Source organism: Lutibacter oricola (assembly GCF_900106565.1).
GTDB lineage: Bacteria > Bacteroidota > Bacteroidia > Flavobacteriales > Flavobacteriaceae > Lutibacter > Lutibacter oricola.
This window is the reverse complement of record NZ_FNNJ01000002.1, coordinates 457726-475066: the sequence shown is the minus strand read 5'-3', so window position 1 is coordinate 475066 and position 17341 is coordinate 457726. Positions and strand designations below refer to the sequence as shown.

At 30.6% G+C, this 17341-nt stretch carries 12 protein-coding genes and 1 other RNA gene; 1 reads left to right on the top strand and 12 read right to left on the bottom strand.

From position 1 onward, the window contains the following. Nucleotides 1-3 precede the first annotated feature (3 nt). From BLU40_RS06695 to BLU40_RS06645, 11 genes are all read right to left on the bottom strand, one after another. Entirely contained in the window at nucleotides 4-1263 is a 1260-nt protein-coding gene (locus BLU40_RS06695) for a glucose-1-phosphate adenylyltransferase (RefSeq protein ID WP_090121423.1), read from the bottom strand. Next, nucleotides 1250-2674, bottom strand: coding sequence for a glycogen synthase (locus BLU40_RS06690; protein ID WP_090121421.1), 1425 nt, complete (start codon nucleotides 2672-2674; stop codon nucleotides 1250-1252). The genes BLU40_RS06695 and BLU40_RS06690 overlap by 14 nt, the downstream gene beginning before the upstream one ends. A 332-nt stretch (nucleotides 2675-3006) precedes the next feature. Further along, the gene (locus tag BLU40_RS06685) at nucleotides 3007-5784 is read right to left on the bottom strand and encodes a bifunctional aconitate hydratase 2/2-methylisocitrate dehydratase (protein WP_090121419.1); all 2778 of its coding nucleotides are present in this window, start codon (nucleotides 5782-5784) and stop codon (nucleotides 3007-3009) included. A 233-nt stretch (nucleotides 5785-6017) separates the two neighbouring features. Continuing rightward, nucleotides 6018-6315, bottom strand: an RNA gene (gene rnpB, locus BLU40_RS06680) — RNase P RNA component class A. 157 nt (nucleotides 6316-6472) lie between these two features. Continuing rightward, on the bottom strand, nucleotides 6473-7606 hold the full coding sequence (gene dnaJ, locus BLU40_RS06675) for a molecular chaperone DnaJ (RefSeq protein ID WP_090121417.1): 1134 nt from the start codon (nucleotides 7604-7606) through the stop codon (nucleotides 6473-6475). 76 nt (nucleotides 7607-7682) lie between these two features. Then, complete coding sequence (locus tag BLU40_RS06670) at nucleotides 7683-8210, bottom strand: nucleotide exchange factor GrpE (protein WP_090121415.1); 528 nt, start codon at nucleotides 8208-8210, stop codon at nucleotides 7683-7685. Nucleotides 8211-8403: 193 nt separating this feature from the next. After that, the gene (gene murA / locus BLU40_RS06665) at nucleotides 8404-9711 is read right to left on the bottom strand and encodes a UDP-N-acetylglucosamine 1-carboxyvinyltransferase (protein ID WP_090121414.1); all 1308 of its coding nucleotides are present in this window, start codon (nucleotides 9709-9711) and stop codon (nucleotides 8404-8406) included. 16 nt (nucleotides 9712-9727) lie between these two features. Further along, nucleotides 9728-10354, bottom strand: a complete 627-nt coding sequence (locus tag BLU40_RS06660) for a DUF4290 domain-containing protein (protein WP_090121412.1) — start codon at nucleotides 10352-10354, stop codon at nucleotides 9728-9730. A 62-nt stretch (nucleotides 10355-10416) separates the two neighbouring features. Then, entirely contained in the window at nucleotides 10417-12756 is a 2340-nt protein-coding gene (locus BLU40_RS06655; RefSeq protein WP_090121411.1) for an ATP-dependent helicase, read from the bottom strand. A 71-nt stretch (nucleotides 12757-12827) separates the two neighbouring features. After that, nucleotides 12828-14051, bottom strand: coding sequence for a hypothetical protein (locus BLU40_RS06650; RefSeq protein ID WP_090121409.1), 1224 nt, complete (start codon nucleotides 14049-14051; stop codon nucleotides 12828-12830). Nucleotides 14052-14135: 84 nt separating this feature from the next. Then, the gene (locus tag BLU40_RS06645; RefSeq protein WP_090121407.1) at nucleotides 14136-15473 is read right to left on the bottom strand and encodes an OmpP1/FadL family transporter; all 1338 of its coding nucleotides are present in this window, start codon (nucleotides 15471-15473) and stop codon (nucleotides 14136-14138) included. A gap of 215 nt (nucleotides 15474-15688) precedes the next feature. Here BLU40_RS06645 and BLU40_RS06640 point away from each other — a divergent pair, with 215 nt between their 5' ends. Then, nucleotides 15689-16210, top strand: a complete 522-nt coding sequence (locus BLU40_RS06640) for a DUF7935 family protein (protein WP_090121404.1) — start codon at nucleotides 15689-15691, stop codon at nucleotides 16208-16210. 74 nt (nucleotides 16211-16284) lie between these two features. On the opposite strand, the gene BLU40_RS06635 is transcribed toward BLU40_RS06640, so the two are convergent. Next, complete coding sequence (locus BLU40_RS06635) at nucleotides 16285-17340, bottom strand: YncE family protein (protein ID WP_090121402.1); 1056 nt, start codon at nucleotides 17338-17340, stop codon at nucleotides 16285-16287. Nucleotide 17341 lies beyond the last annotated feature (1 nt).

Genomic DNA, 17341 nt, shown 5'->3' with positions numbered 1-17341 from the left:
GTATTATATTATTGTTCCATTAGTAATTATCGCTCCTTTTTTAACCACAACAATACCGTCTCTTACTACATAAGTATCCGTTTCATGGTCTTTTAAATCTTCTCCATTAATTCTAACGTCATCGCCAATACAACAGTTTTTATCTAATATCGCATTTTTAATAAAGCATCTTTTTCCAATTCCCATTGAAATAATATTATCGTCCATTATTTCTTCTAATGGCTGATAAAAATCACTACCCATCATATAGGTATTAATTACCGTAGATTCTGCGTCGATTTTTGAACGAATTCCAATTACAGAATGTTGAATTTTACTTGCGTTAATAATACAACCTTCAGCAATTACAGTTTTATCTAAATTTGTACCTGATACTTTTGTTGTAGGTAACATTCTGGCATGTGTATAAATACGCTTTTCTCTGCTATATAAATCAAACTTTGGAAATTCATCAGTTAAACCTAAATTAGCTTCAAAAAATGAATCAATATTTCCAATATCTGTCCAATAACCTTCATATTGATGGCTATATACTCTATTAGTTTCTATTGCTTGTGGTATAATTTCTTTACCAAAATCTATAGTATCTGGGTTATCCATTAATTTAACTAAAAGATCTCTATTAAAAATATAAATACCCATAGAAGCTAAATAATTTCTACCTTCACCTTTCATCTCATCACTTACTTCTGAAGTCCAGTCTGGTAATAGTTTAGCTTCTGGTTTTTCTATAAATGATGTTATTTTATTTTTATCATTTGTTTTTAAAATACCAAATGAAGTAGCGTCTTTTGCATTAACAGGAATTGTAGCTATAGAAATTTCAGCTTTATTCTTTTTATGCGCTTTTACCATTTCATTAAAGTCCATTTGATACAATTGATCTCCTGATAAAATCAATGCATAATCAAAATCGTGTTCTAAAAAGTGATGCATACTTTGTCTAACAGCATCGGCTGTTCCTTGAAACCAACCATCATTTCCTGGTGTTTGTTCTGCTGCTAAAACATCTACAAAAGCTGAACTAAAAAAACTAAAGTGATAAGTGTTTTTAATATGCCTATTTAGTGAAGCAGAATTAAATTGAGTTAGGACAAAAATACGTTTGATTTCTGAATTAATACAGTTTGAAATAGGGATATCAACCAATCTATATTTACCTGCTATTGGTACAGCTGGTTTAGATCTCGCTTTTGTAAGAGGATATAATCGGGATCCTTGCCCACCACCTAAAATAATTGATAATACTTTACTCGGCATAATTTTCGGTTTTTAAATTTTGGTATAAGTTTATATATTCTTTTGCTGAAGCACCCCACGAATGGTCAATGCTCATAATATTTTTTCTGTGTTTTTTATATGCTGTTTGATTTTTATATAATTCAACAGCCCTGTCAATTGCTGTTACAATTTCTTCTTTATTTACTTCATTATGACAAATTCCAAATCCATTTTCTTTTGAAATATCGATTACAGTATCTTTTAAACCTCCAATACTTCTAACAACAGGAATGGTTCCGTACCTTAATGAATACATTTGATTTAATCCACAAGGTTCAACACGCGATGGCATTAAAAGAAAATCTGCTCCTGCATAAATAATATGAGACAAACGCTCATCATAACCTATAAAAGCGTTATATGTGCCTTCAAAATCACCTTTTAATTCATTTAAAGCATTTTCAACTTCATTATTACCAGAGCCTAACAACAATATATTACATTCATTTTTTTCTAATACAGCTCTAAAAACTTCAGGAAACAAATCAGAGCCCTTTTCCCCTACTAATCTACCAATAAAAGCAAATAATGGTTTTTTCTCATCTAAATTAAACTCATTACAAAGCCATTTTTTATTTTCCTTACTACCAGATTGTACCGTACTAGTTTTATAATTTTTAATTAAATATGAATCAGTTTCTGGATTCCAAACATCAGTATCAATTCCATTTAAAATACCAACACATTTTTCACTTTCAGCACTTAATAAATGTTCTAATCCATTCGCTTCAAACTTTAATTCCTCCATATAACTAGGTGACACTGTATTAACTTTCCACGCGCATTTAATTGCTGCTGCTAAAGGATTTATGCTTCCTCCCCAATCTAACAAACCAACGTGGTCAAAATTAAACTCAGGAAACATATTCACTTTATCATGTGAAAACCAACCCTGATATTGTGCATTATGTATGGTAAAAACTGTAGGAATATCCTTTAAATCACTGTATACATATGATTCTGAGATTAAAAAAGGAATTAACCCAGTATGGTGGTCGTGGCAATGTAAAGTAGTTGGTTTATTTTCCCAAATAGTTACCCAATTAAGTACTGCTAACTGAAATGCAAAAAAACGTTCTGTATCATCATTCGAATACACATAATCTTTAAATAATAATTCAGGTATATCCACCAAAAATAAGTTGTAACCTAAATCAATACTTGTTGGTGTTAAAATTCTAAATTCATATTCATTTACATCTAAATTTACTTTTCCTTCATAAATAGATTTAAATTCATTTTGGTTTGTAAACTTGTTGTTATAATATGGCATTATAACTTCTGAAGTAACATTTTGGTTATTTTGATATTTAGGCAACGAACCTACTACATCAGCTAATCCTCCTACTTTAGCTATAGGATAGCATTCTGCACTAATATGAAGTATTTTCATAAAATTTACAATTATTTTATTGTTACAAAATTAGATGAAAAGCCTTAGACACCTAGTAATTAGCATCTTTTATTACGAAATCGTTAGAATTATCGATTTTTTATTGCTTGAAATTCAATCACTTATAGTTAGTTGTCTTTGGCTGAAATCTCTTTGTTTAAGATATAAAAAAAAGAGGATATAGCACTCCTATTTGACTATAAATAATTATAAAATTATGATTAATTCAATTTTACCCATAATCCTAGATCATTATTACAATTGAACACCTGTAATAATACAAAAAAGCCTAAGTTTTAAAACTTAGGCTTTAAAAAAATATGCTTTTTTAATTATTTTACTAACCTTTTTTTAGAAGGTTTAAATTTAGTTAAAACAATACCATCTACAGCAGCTTCATATTCTGCCATAGTTGGAGTTCTACCTAAAATTGTAGATAATACTACTACTGGAGTTGAAGATAATAAAGATTCACCTTTTTTACCATCTGCATCTTTTACAACTCTACCTTGAAATAAACGTGTAGAAGTTGCCATTACCGTATCTCCTGGTTCAGCTTTTTCTTGATTACCCATACATAAATTACATCCTGGACGTTCTAGGTACAACATATTTTCATATTTAGTACGAGCCAAACCTTTTGGTGCACTATCGTCAAACTCAAATCCAGAATATTTTACTAACACATCCCAATCTCCTTCTTCTTTTAATTCATCTACAATATTATATGTTGGAGGTGCAACAACTAGAGGCGCATTAAATACTACTTCTCCTTGTTGTTTCTCAATGTTTTTTAACATTTGAGCTAATATTTTCATATCTCCTTTATGAATCATACAAGAACCGATAAAACCTAAATCTACTTTTTTAGTTCCTCCGTAAAAAGATAATGGTTGAATATTATCGTGCGTGTAACGCTTAGATACATCTTCATTATTAACATCTGGATCTGCAATCATTGGTTCAACAATTTTATCTAAGTCAATAACAACTTCTTGATAATATTTAGCATCAGCATCTGGTTTTAAAGCAGAATTAGTTCCTGTTTTAATTTCTGAAATACGATTATTAGCCTTATCAACTAATCCTTTAAGATCTTGCTTAGGGTTGTCCATACCCTTATCAATCATAATTTGAATACGATCTCTAGAAATTTCTAATGATTCAATTAAAGTTTCATCTTCAGAAATACAGATAGATGCTTTTGCTTTCATTTCAGCAGTCCAATCTGTAAATGTAAATGCTTGATCTGATGTTAGAGTACCAATATGTACTTCTATAATTTTTCCTTGGAAAACATTTTCTCCATCAAACTGATCTAGCATTTGCTCTTGAGTAGCGTGAACAACATCACGGAAATCCATGTAAGGTTTCATTTCTCCTTTAAACGTAACCTTTACCGATTCTGGAATTGGCATAGTTGCCTCTCCTGTAGCCAAAGCTAAGGCAACTGTTCCTGAATCTGCTCCAAAAGCAACTCCTTTTGCCATACGTGTATGTGAATCTCCACCAATAATAACATCCCAATCATCTACAGCAATATCATTTAATACTTTATGAATAACATCTGTCATTGGAAAATATTTCCCTTTAGGGTCACGTGCAGTAACTAATCCAAAGTCATTCATAAACTTCATTAAACGTGGAATATTAGCTTTAGATTTATCATCCCAAACAGAAGCTGTATGACATCCTGATTGGTAACCACAATCTACAATTGGAGAAATAACAGTAGCAGCCATCATTTCTAATTCTTGAGAAGTCATTAAACCTGTAGTATCTTGAGAACCAACAATATTTACTTCAACTCTTACATTAGAACCTGCGTGTAATGTTTTTCCTGGAGTTGTTCCAACTGCATTTTTGTTAAATATTTTTTCAACAGCAGTTAACCCTTGACCTTCAATAGAAACCTCTTTTGATGCTGCATAAACTTGAGGAACATCAATTCCTAAAACTTTACAAGCAAACGTTTGTAATTTTTTACCGAAAACAACAGCATAAGAACCTCCTGCTTTAATAAACTCCATTTTTGGTGGCGTTAAAGCAGTAGAAATATCTTTTAATTCTTTATCTCCTTTGTATAATTTTTTCTTTTTTGTATTTATAGTAAGTACTGTTCCTGTTGCTACAGAATACTCTTCTTTCAAAATTGCTTCTCCTTCTTCATCAACTATTGTATTTCCATCAGCATCTTTTTGCTTTACCCAGTTTTTTAAATCAATACCTATACCTCCTGTAACTCCAACGGTAGTTAAAAAAATTGGTGCAATTCCATTTGTACCAGCAATTACTGGTGCAATATTAATAAATGGCACATATGGACTTGAAGAAATACCTGTCCATAATGCAACGTTATTTACACCAGACATTCTTGAAGATCCTACTCCCATTGTTCCTTTGTCAGCAATAAGCATTACACGCTTATCTGGATGTTTTTCTTTTAAAGCTAATAAATCATTTTGCATTTCTTTATTATGCTCAAACATACACTGTCCGTGCAATTCACGATCCGATCTTGAATGCGCATCTGCACCTGGAGACAATAAATCTGTAGAAATATCACCAATACCAGCTACAAAAGTTACAATTTCGATTTCTTCTTCAACTTCTGGTAATTTAGTAAAGAACTCTGCTTGAGAATAACTCTCTATTAATTCTTTAGCAATTGCGTTACCATTTTTATATGCTTTTTCTAATTGTTCTGTATCGGCTTCGTATAAGAACACTTGAGTTTTTAAAACTTCTGCCGCTTGTTTTGCAATAGCTGTATCATTTCCTAAAGCTAAATCTAATAAAACTTCTACTGAAGGTCCACCTTTCATATGAGATAATTGCTCAAAAGCAAAATCAGAAGAAATTTCTTCAACTATTTCTTTACCTAAAATAATTTCTTTTAAAAAGGTAGCTTTAACACCTGCAGCACTAGTTGTACCTGGTAAAACATTGTATATAAAGAAATTTAAAGACTCTTTCCTGTATTCATTATTTAAATCTTTTATTTGATCAATAATTTCACTTAGTAAGTCAGCTCCGTCAATTGGTTGTGGATGAAGTCCTAAACTTTTTCTTTCTTCAATCTGTTTAATGTAATCTTTATATATACTCATAATGTTTCTGAAATTTTTTAATCTGGCTTTAATAATTAAATTATCAAAAGCCTACATTTTAGAATCGTTTTTATTGTTAATTTAACTAAGCGAAGTTACAAAAAAAGGAGATTTGAATTGAAGTTTATATAAAACATAGCGTATTTTTAAAGATATAAATATCTCGAACCCTTATTTTTTACAATACTACAAAAAATGAGTGCGAAAACGTTGTAAATATAATATATTCGAAAAAAATAAGTAGACCTATAAGCCGGATTTTGTACTTCAAAGAAGCTCTTATCATTTATCTAAACTAAAAATTACTTAGTAGTTTTAGCTGCCTACCCCTTGAAATAAAGCGAGTGACTTTAAAATTTCAATATACGTGACATTGCACCGCATAGAGTTTACCTGGTTTCACTACAGCCGAACTGTACTTGCTTTCTGTTGCACTTGTCCTCAACTTACGCTGGACGGATGTTATCCGCTATGCTACTCTGTGGTGTCCGGACTTTCCTCTCATAAATGAGCGATAAGACGGTCTACTTATTTGGCAAAAGTACGTTAAATTATTACATAAAAAAACCCACTCAAATGTATTGAGTGGGAAAATTGCTATGAAAAAGAAAAAGTGTTACTAAATAAATCTAGTAACACTTCAAATATATAATTTTTTGTAATATTTATTAAAAATATTTACATTTTTTTACGAAAACATATCTTTAACTTTTTCGAAGAAAGATTTATCATGTTTTGAAGGTGAAGGCTCAAAATTATCATTCTCTAAGTTTGCTTCAAAAAACTTCTTTTGATCTTTACTTAAACTTTGAGGTGTCCATACATTTATATGTACTAACAAATCTCCAGTTCCGTAATGGTCAATACTTGGAAGTCCTTTACCTCTTAATCTTAAAATTTTACCAGATTGTGTACCTGCTTCAATTTTAATTTTCACTTTACCCGAAACTGTGTCAATATTCCTACTTACACCTAAAACTGCTTCAGAATAATTTACATATAAATCGAAGTGTAAATTAGTACCTTCTCTTTTTAAAGTTTCATGTTGTTGTTCTTCAATTACAACAAGTAAATCACCATCTACAGAGCTTGTTCCAGGTCCTGCATTTCCTTTTCCATTTACTTTCAACTGTACACCTTCAGTTACACCTGCTGGTATTTTAATTGAAACTGTTTCTTCTTCAACAATTAATCCGTCAGAATCTGCTCCTTTTGGTTTTTTATCTAAAGTTTCACCTGCTCCTTGACAACTTGGACAAGCTGAAGCCGATTGCATTCTACCTAAAATTGTATTGGTAACACGCATAACCTGTCCAGTACCATTACAAGTAGAACATGTTTTATAAGTTACTCCAGACGCCTTAACTTTACGTCTTACTTTTACTTTTTTCTCTACACCGTTGGCAATTTCTTCTAAAGTTAGTTTAACTCTAATACGTAAATTACTACCTTTTACACGGGCTCTTCCACGAGATTGGCCTCCGCCAAAACCTCCAAAACCACCACCAAAGCCTCCGCCTCCAAAGATATCTCCAAATTGGCTAAATATGTCATCCATATTCATTCCTCCACCACCGAAGCCACCGCCTCCAGCGCCACCTTCGAATGCTGCATGACCATACTGATCATAACGTGCTTTTTTGTTATCATCACTTAAAACCTCATACGCTTCAGCTGCTTCTTTAAACTTTTCTTCAGCAGTTTTATCATCTGGGTTTTTATCTGGATGATATTTAATAGCCATCTTACGATATGCTTTTTTAATTTCTGGTCCAGTTGCACTTTTTGAAATGCCTAGTATTTCGTAGTAATCTTGTTTCATTTTATTCTATTGAATGATCCAAAAATATTATTGAATCAAATTAAAATTGAAAATTCGTAATTCTGAAATTAAGTAATTATTGCCCTATAACTACTTTTGGATAACGGATAATTTTATCACCTAACTTATACCCTCTTTCAACAACATCAACTATTTTTCCTTTTAAATCTTCTGAAGGTGCCGGGATTTGTGTAATAGCTTCGTGTAACTCTACATCAAATACTTCACCTTGTTCTACTTCAACAGCCGTTAAACCTTTTTGAGTTAAAATATTACGAAGTTTACTGTTAATTAACTCCATACCTTTTAACAACTCTTTGTCATCAGTTTTCTTAATTTCATTTAAACCTCTGTCAAAATCATCAAGAATTGGCAATAAAACTGTCATTAATTCCTCATTGGCAGTTTTAAATAGTTCTATACGTTCTTTCGCTGTTCTTCTTTTATAATTTTCGAACTCTGCAAATAAACGTAAAAATTTATCTTTTTCTTGAGCTAACTCGTTCGTTAGCTTCTCTTCTTTGCTTATTTCCTGAGTTTCCTCTTGCTTAACTTCTTGTTCGTTAATCTCTTTATCGTCTTGTAAGTCTTCCTTTTTACTCATAATTTCTTATTAAAAAAATTTCAATATTTGAAGTTGCAAAAGTATTGCCATTTTTTGATTTATGCCAATATGACATTTAAATATTATTAAAAGATTTTTTCTTGAAGGATTTAAACATTCTTTATATATATAAAAACCCTGTGAAAACAGGGTTTTTTAATTCAATTTATAGATTTAAAAATAAAATTTTAAGCTAATCTACTCTTGTAATTTTAGCTCCAATTGCCTTTAAACGTTCATCTATATTTTCGTAACCTCTATCTATTTGTTCAATATTATGAATAGTAGATTTTCCTTTTGCTGAAAGTGCTGCAATTAATAATGAAATACCTGCTCTAATATCTGGTGAAGTCATTGTAGTTCCTTTTAAACTAGATTGATGATCCATACCTATTACAGTTGCTCTGTGCGGATCGCAAAGTATAACCTTTGCTCCCATATCAATTAATTTATCTACAAAAAACAAGCGGCTTTCAAACATTTTTTGATGTATTAACACACTACCTCTTGCTTGAGTTGCTACTACTAAAATAATACTTAATAAATCTGGTGTAAATCCAGGCCAAGGAGCATCAGAAATTGTTAATATTGAGCCGTCAATAAAGTTTTGAACCTCGTAACTTTCTTGTTCTGGCACAAAAACATCATCTCCTCGTCTTTCAATATTAATTCCCATTTTTTTAAACACTCTAGGAATTACTCCTAAATCGTCCCAGCTAACATCTTTAATTGTAATTGAAGATTTAGTCATAGCTGCCATACCAATCCAGCTACCAATTTCAATCATGTCTGGAAGTATTTTATGCTCACAACCTCCTAATTCTTCAACACCTTCAATAGTTAAAAGATTAGAACCAACACCTGTTATTTTAGCACCCATTTTATTCAACATTTTACATAATTGTTGAAGATATGGTTCACAAGCCGCATTATATATTGTAGTGGTTCCTTTGGCTAAAACTGCAGCCATAACAATATTGGCTGTTCCAGTTACAGAAGCTTCATCTAAAAGCATATCTGTACCGGTTAATTCATCTGCCTCTACACCGTAAAACTTTTCGTCTTTATTATAACGAAATTTAGCACCTAGTTTAATAAAACCTTCAAAGTGTGTATCTAAACGTCTTCGACCAATTTTATCTCCACCTGGTCTTGGAATATATCCTTTACCAAATCGAGCTAATAATGGCCCAACTATCATAATAGAACCTCTTAGTGAGCTTCCATCTTTTTTAAACTTGTCTGACTCTAAATAAAATAAATCTAAATCGTCTGCCTTAAATGTATAAGAATGCCTTCCTACTTTTTTGGTTTTTACACCTAATTCACCTAAAATAAAAATTAGCTTATTTACATCAATAATATCAGGAATATTACTAATGGTAACTTCTTCTTTTGTTAAAAGTACCGCGCAAATTACTTGAAGCGCTTCATTTTTGGCTCCTTGAGGTGTTATGCTTCCGCTTAACTTATGACCTCCTTCAATAATAAATGTAGACATTTAGTTAGTTAGGTGTTTAGTATTTCTTTTTCTTAGATTTATGCTTTGAATTGTTTTGGTTAGATGTTTTTCTTTTACGAAGTAAATCTTTAATTTCTGATAGTTTTTCTCCAGAATCTAACATGTTAATTTTGCCATCAGAAAGTTCAATTAAATGATTAAAAATTACTGTATCATCTACCGTATCTTTATTCCAATTTAAATAACATTTTTTCATATGGTTAGCTATAGTAAAGTACAGTGCTTCACGTGCTTCACCTTCTTCCCAAGTTAAAGCAATATCAATCATAGTTTGAATATTATGACCGTAAAATTTATATTTAGAAGCTACTTTTGGATAAGCTAAAGGTTCTGGTTTTGCTCTTAAAACCTCTTTTGAAGGCTTATCAAAAGGTGAGTCTACTTCCAATTTAAAATCGGACATAATAAATAATTGATCCCATAATTTATGTTTAAAATCAGGAACGTCACGTAAATGAGGTTGTAAATTACCCATTACATCTACAATAGCTTTCGCCATTTTATTTCGCTCTTCAATATCTTCTAAAGCAATGCAGTGATCAATTAATTTTTGTATGTGTCTACCGTATTCTGGTATAATTAAATGTGGTCTTTCTCCGTTATATTCTAAACTATATTCCATGTATCTTTTCTTCAATATATTTTGGCAAATTACAACTTAAATTTTGGTTTTACAATGCGTAACTAGCTTATAATTTTAAGCTTTGCAAATTGCAGTAATAATTTTTTAATTCCTACAGATGCAAATTGTATTTCAGCTTTTTTATTAGCTCCTCCACCTTCCATTCCAATAACTTTACCTTTACCAAACTTTAAATGCTCTACAATATTGCCCACATTTATATTGGTATCAAATAAATTTGGACCAGCATTAGCTGTAGGGTTTTTAGGAACTCTCTTTAAGTTTTTTGGTGCGGTAAATTCTGCTCTTACCGATGGTTTCTTTTTAATTGGCGGACGCTGTATTGGCTTTTTAAACCTTATTTTATCTTGCGGTACACTGCCAAAAATATCTTCGTTTAAAAACTTGTTTTGAGCTATTGGCGCTATTCTTGGCGATAATAATTCTAAATATTTTTCATCAATTTCTTGAATAAACCTACTTGGTTCGCAATCTACCAATTTACCCCAACGGTATCTATTTTGAGAATAACTTAAATACGCTTGTGTTTCTGCTCTAGTAAGTGCTACGTAAAACAACCTTCGTTCCTCTTCCAATTCACTTCGAGTATTCATACTCATTGCTGAAGGAAATAAGTTTTCTTCTAAACCAATAATATAAACATAAGGATATTCTAATCCTTTAGACATATGAATGGTCATTAACGATACTTTAGGAGTATCATCTTTGGCTTTTTTATCTAAATCTGAAGCCAATGCAGCATCTTCTAAAAAGAAAGCCAACGAATCGTCTTCTTTCTTTTCTTGTTGTTCATCGGTAAATCCTTTTATGGCATTTAATAATTCTTGAACATTTTCAACTTTACTAATTCCTTCGGGCGTACCATCTTTTTCTAGTTCCTTAACAATTCTAGTTTGTTTTACTATAAAATCTGCTACTTCAAAAGCATTTTTATTTTGTGCTTCAATTTCAAAATGCTTAATCATAGTAACAAAGTTTATCAACTTTGTTTTTGTTCCAGCATTTAAGTTTAAATCAACATTTTTTAAGTTGCAAAGTAACTCGAAAATTGATTTGTTATAATGGTTTGCAGCAACTGATAATTTATCTAATGTTGTAGCACCTATACCACGTGCAGGATAATTAATAATTCGCTTTAAAGCCTCTTCATCATTAGGATTTATTAAGATTCTTAAATACGATATTACATCCTTAATTTCTTTACGTTGATAAAAGGAAAGGCCTCCGTAAATTACATAATCAATATTGTAATTTCTATGCCTAAAAACATCTTCTATTGCACGAGTTTGCGAGTTTGTTCTATATAAAATAGCAACATCATTTAAACTAATTTCATTCTCTTCTACGTGTTGTAAAATTGATTGGGCAACAAACTGAGCTTCTTTAACCTCTGTTGCATTTCGCTTTACTTTTACAAGCTCACCATCTTTATTATCTGTCCAAACTTCCTTATCTAGCTTGGTTTTATTTTTTTCTATAACACTATTCGCAGCTTCAACAATATTGTTAGAAGATCTATAATTTTGTTCTAATTTAAATATTTTAACATCGTCATAATTATTCTGAAAGTTTAAAATATTTTGAATATTAGCACCACGAAACGCATAAATACTTTGTGAATCATCACCTACCACACAAATATTCTGAAAACGATCTGCCAATGCCCTAACAATCAAATATTGAGAGTGGTTTGTATCCTGGTACTCATCAACCAAAATATACTTAAACCTATCTTGATATCTAGAAAGCACTTCAGGAAAACGAGTTAATAACTCATTGGTTCTCAACAATAAATCATCAAAATCCATAGCGCCAGCTTTAAAACAACGCTCTACATATTGGTTATAAATTTCACCCATTTTTGGGCGTTGTGTCATTTTATCCGACTCTATTAAATCTGGATTGTTATAATATGCTTTTACAGTTATTAAACTGTTTTTAAACGAAGAAATTCTACTTAAAACCTGTTTTGCCTTGTACAATTCTTTATCCAATTGCATTTCCTTAATTATGGAGCCAATTAACCGAACTGAATCTTGAGAATCGTAAATTGTAAAATTTGAAGGAAACCCTAAATTATGACCTTCAGAACGTAAAATACGTGCAAAAACAGAGTGAAATGTTCCCATCCACAAGTTTTTAGCTTCACTTGTTCCAACTACTTGACCAATACGCTCTTTCATTTCACGAGCTGCTTTATTGGTAAATGTTAGCGATAAAATGTTAAAAGCATCTACGCCTCCATTCATTAAATGTGCAATTCTATAGGTTAAAACTCTTGTTTTACCAGAACCTGCACCAGCAATAATTATCATTGGGCCATTTTTATGCACAACAGCCGCTCTTTGCGATTCGTTAAGGTTTTCTAAATATTTATCCACAGGTATTCTTTAAATTTCAAATGTACTATTACAAAACTTGCAAAACAATAAAAGTTATTGACAAAACAATTTTACAATTTTTTGACTATAGAAAACTGATTTACAAACATTAACAGAATGCCAACTACCATAAACGTACTAAAAACTAGCATTAAATAAGTATAGTTTATAAGTATATTTACACCTACTAGAATAGAAAAACCTTTTGTAAATAGCACTAACTCAGTTACAAGTATACCAATTAACAATAAATAAACGCCAAATATACCCAACTTCAATTTTAAGTTTAACAGGCTTATTCTACTCAAAATTAATAGTAAAAAAACACTCATAAAACCTAGGGTAAACAAATGTAAATAGCCAATTATAAAAAATGGTTTTAAAGCTATAGATTTTTCAACAAAATATGGAAACGATGATAAAAATTGGGCAATAATTTTAAAGCAAAAAGCACTAACTCCAAACAAAAACAACTTTTTTTCAACTTTTAACAAGGTGTGGGATTTTAAAATTTCAACAGAAATTTTTATTAAATAAAATAAAGATAATACTTGTAATAATCCTCCAACGCCACCCAAAACATTAAAAATTATATGTTCTGAACTCCATAAAACTGACAAAAAATAAGTTGGAATACAGGCTAAATTCAACAACCAATAAAAAGTAGTACTATTTTTGGTTGAAATAGTTTTTAAACTGTTTTTAAAAATTTCTAAAACAACACCAAAAATAACAAATACAAAAAAGCCATTGTATAAAAAATGAAGATAAAAATAAACCGTATTATAATACAAATCTGTTTTACCATGTGAAATAATAACATAAGGTAAAAACCAAGTTGCTAAACTTGAAATTAAATAATAAACAACACCTGTTTTTATAAACCTAACGGATAATGATTTCTGTTTTAAATCTCTTAAAAATGAGATTGATGGCACATAAGATACTATTCCAAATATTGCAAGTAACGCTATAGATAAACTTTTATATCCAGTTAACGGAAAGCTAATTAACATTAATAAAATTGAAAGCGTTAAAATTAATATGGAATAAAAATATAACTTTTTAACTTCTTCTTTTTTATAAATAAAAACTTTTAAAATAAGTACTAAAGCAACTAAATAACCCCAACCTAAAAATGCGATATGCGAATGTCCTTGTAAAAAATTCGCATACGAAAATTTTGAAATTGGATATGTAAAATTATATCTAATTAGCAAACCGAAAAGTGCAGAAATAAAAAATAATAGAAGACTAAAGTTAACTGCTTTTTGATATTTTTTTAGAAGATTCATAATTCAAAAGTATGCATTTATAATTACAAATAACCACAAAAAAAAGCGACTAAAAAGCCGCTTTTAATTAATATTATAACTTAATTATTTTGTAAACGTATAAGATATACCCAACATTACCATATCAGTTGTCATTTCATAACCTACATTGGTTCCTGGAATAGCTCCGTAAGGGTTTGTTGCAGAAGCCATCATAGGGCTTAACAAATTTCCTTCAGTTTTTCCATCGCTAGAACCGTGATGAAACGTTCCATTTATAGTTATTGTATCACTAAATTCGTAACCAACACCAAATTGATAAGCGTTTTTAATAATTGCTGTTGCTGGTATTGAAAAGAACGCTAATTCTTCGCTAATAGGATTACTACTATGTGTATAACCAACTCTTAACGGTAATTTTTTTATTCCTTTATATTGTAAACCTACTGAAAGAATAGTAATATCATTCCAACCAAAACCGTTTACCGATCCTGTTTGAGTCCAACCTTTTGCTTCGAAACCTTCTGTATTTTCATAATCTACTCTTCTTAAATCAACAGCTAAGTCAAATTTATCTGTTGAATAACCAACTCCAAAAGAAAGAATTGCAGGATAATCCATATTAAAATCTACATCTGGTGCAGCTGAATTATCTAAATAAGTATTCGAAAATTCAAAATCGCTAAACTTTTGAGCTGTTTTATATGAAGCTCCTAATTTTATACCTCCATCAGATTCATAAAACACACCTATTTGACCACCAAAACCAATAGCTGTTGCTTTATCGCTAACTGGGTAACCTAACGTCATACTTGGAGAAGATAACGGATTTGGAGCTAACTCTAAACTTGCATAATTTACTGTAGGTTGCAAACCAATTGAAAAATTATCTGTAATTTGATAAGACCAAGCTAAACCAATTTGCAATAACATATAATCAGACTCTATGTGCCCAAAACCTCCTGCATTTTGAGGAAAACTTATAGGGTTAACAGCTGCAGCTGGATTAAAGTTTGTATTTGAATTCCCCATCATATCTTGAGGGTAATTCATATTTTCTGGAAATGTTACACCAAAACCACTAATTCCAAAAGCAGAAGCCCCAAAAGTGTGTTTGCTGTTTTCTTTACCCCAAACCATTGCTAATGCAGGCATTGGAGAAACACCTCTATCATCTTTAGTAACACCACTCATCGGTCCAAATGATGAGGAAAGTTCTGGTGCTGAGAAAAATGCTCCAATACTAAAATCTATAATTTTAGAATCGAATGTTGATATGGTAGCTGGATTCCATTGTAAAGCACCACTAATATCTAAAGGTTGCGCTGTTGAGGCTCCACCCATAGACATATTTACGGCACCTACACCTTGCATAATATGACCAGCTTGTGCAAAAACACCTGCTGAAAACAGTACTAATGTAATTTTTAAAAGTTGTTTCATAATTTGTTTGTTTGAAAGTTATTCTCTTGTTTGTTTCCTTTAAAATTATACATATTGATTTGCTTTAATACTGACAATTATCAGAAAACAATTTTACAAGAAGTAACAATTGTTACAAAAGTAGTGTTTGAAATATTAAAATTCTCGAAATCTTAATATAAAAATTATGTAATTAACATTACAAAGTATAAATTTGACCAATAACTTATTTTAATATGTATTTAGATAAAATTATAGCTATTGTTAGTTTTACAATACCATCAATAATAACTGGTTTAATTGCTTATTTCTTCTTTTTAAAACATACTAGTGTAGAAGAAAAAAGAATAAAAATTTCTTTATTAAAAGAAAATAAAAAACATTCTCTACCACAAAAGCTACAAGCTTATGAGCGTATGACGTTGTTTTTAGAACGAATGAATCCTTCAAAATTATTAATTAGAGTTACTTCTGTTAATAATGATAAAAATGCCTATATAGTTAGCGTTGTAAATACAATAGAACAAGAACTAGAGCATAATTTAACACAACAAATTTATGTAAGTGATGAATGTTGGAATGTAATTATTGCAGCTAAAAACGCTACAATTCATTTAATAAATATGGTAGCCAATGATGCAACTATAAATACTGCCGAAGAATTACGAGAAGCAATAATTAAAAAAGTTATTGAAAAAGGAGCTCCTTCCAGTGCTGCTCTTATTTTTGTTAAAAATGAAGTAAAAGATTTACTATAAAAAAAGCCATTATTTATTATTCTAAATAATGGCTTTTAAATAACGATTTCACACTAAATTGTACAAGTACAATATTAGTTAAAATATATTTTTGAAGCTCCAATTGGCGCTGCAACTGAAGTAGTTTTAGTTCCAGAACTTAAACTATAAATATCCATAGTACTTTGAGCTGTAAAACTAGCATCTAACGTAAATAAGTTTTCGTTATTAACAGCTATTCCATATAAGTAACCAGCAGATGTATCAACAAATTCTGTAGTAGGTAAAGCAGAAGCTGAGCTACTCATTTTATAAACTTTAGAACCTATAGCGTAATATAAATCTGAACCATCACTAACTAATAAAGTTGGATGAACACCTTCAGAAAAAGTAATTTCAGTCTCTACTGTGTTTGTAGTTGTATTAATTTTTGAAATTGCACCAATTGTATTTCCAACAACATTCCAAGAAGCGTCATATTGCACAGCTCCTTCAGATAAAACTACTAAATCTCCTGAATTATCAATAAACATTTCATCTGGTTTATCTTGAACAGTGATTTCTGAAACTGCTTTTGAAGAAATATCAATTACTGAAATTATATTATTACTTCCCCAACCTCCTTTATGAGAAACATATAATTTACCACTTTCAGCAATAATTCTTTCTGGACCGGTACTAATGCTTATTGTACTTGAAACGGTGTATGTGTTTAAATCAATTTCTGATACAAAAGCTCCAGTTGTACCCCAGTTTGTTGCATACGCTTTATCTCCAACTACAGTAACAAATCTAGGTGTAGCTAAACCTGTAACTATTGTTCCTAATTCTTCAAAAGTATATCTGTTAACAACTGTTATAGTATTTTGATTATCTGTTACAATAAATGCTCTATCATCATCAAAAGCTACAGATTGTAAATATGTTCCAAATTCTTTAGTATTAACTTTATTGTAAATTTGGTGTTCAACTGTTGAAAAATCATCAGAAACAAAAGTAACCGAACCAGAACCTGCTCCAGAACCTTCACCACTAATAATTAATCCATTTTCGTAATCACCTTTAGGTAATTGAGGTTCATCGTCATCATCACACGATACTAATAATACACTTAGTAAAAATATACTTAGTAAAAATTTACTGATTTTCATA